Origin of the sequence: Photobacterium sp. WH77 (genome assembly GCF_022014395.1) — a bacterium.
GTDB classification, from domain to species: Bacteria; Pseudomonadota; Gammaproteobacteria; order Enterobacterales; family Vibrionaceae; genus Photobacterium; species Photobacterium arenosum.
Window position 1 is genome coordinate 1 of the sequence record NZ_JAKLTE010000065.1, and the last position, 549, is coordinate 549.

Genomic DNA, 549 nt, shown 5'->3' on the forward strand with positions numbered 1-549 from the left:
CTGAAGTCAATGTTATTGAGGCTATCCATAGCGATTTGACCACCTGAAAGAGAAGCCTCAATTAGATCATATTCTTACTTAGAATGGTATCACTCTGACCCTCAGAAATGACAAAGCCCCGTCAGAAGACGAGGCTTTTGTATCTGGCAGGGGATGACGGATTCGAACCGCCGACATTCGGTTTTGGAGACCGACGTTCTACCGGGCTGAACTAATCCCCTAGAATTGCTAAGTATTGTATACAGCTGAACGAGAATTACCAGTCTTAGCGACTTAAAATGACTTATCGCTTTATCAACCGCTTATAAAAACATCAGTATATTCAATGTTCCTACCTTATTTGCTGACATCTGTCCTGTTACCGTTGAAACACTGGGTACAGATTTCTAAAAACAGCTAACAATAAAGATAGCGTTATCATTACTGACAGTGCCACTGGACATGAAAAGCAAAAAGGCCACCCATAAGGTGGCCTTTTCTTAATAGGGAGCCTGGCGATGACCTACTCTCACATGGGGAGACCCCACACTACCATCGGCGCTGCTGCGT

General features: G+C 44.1%; 1 tRNA gene. It reads right to left on the reverse strand.

Annotated features, from left to right (window positions below):
• Positions 1-144: 144 nt before the first annotated feature.
• Positions 145-221, reverse strand: a tRNA-Trp gene (locus L6J37_RS21270).
• Positions 222-549 lie beyond the last annotated feature (328 nt).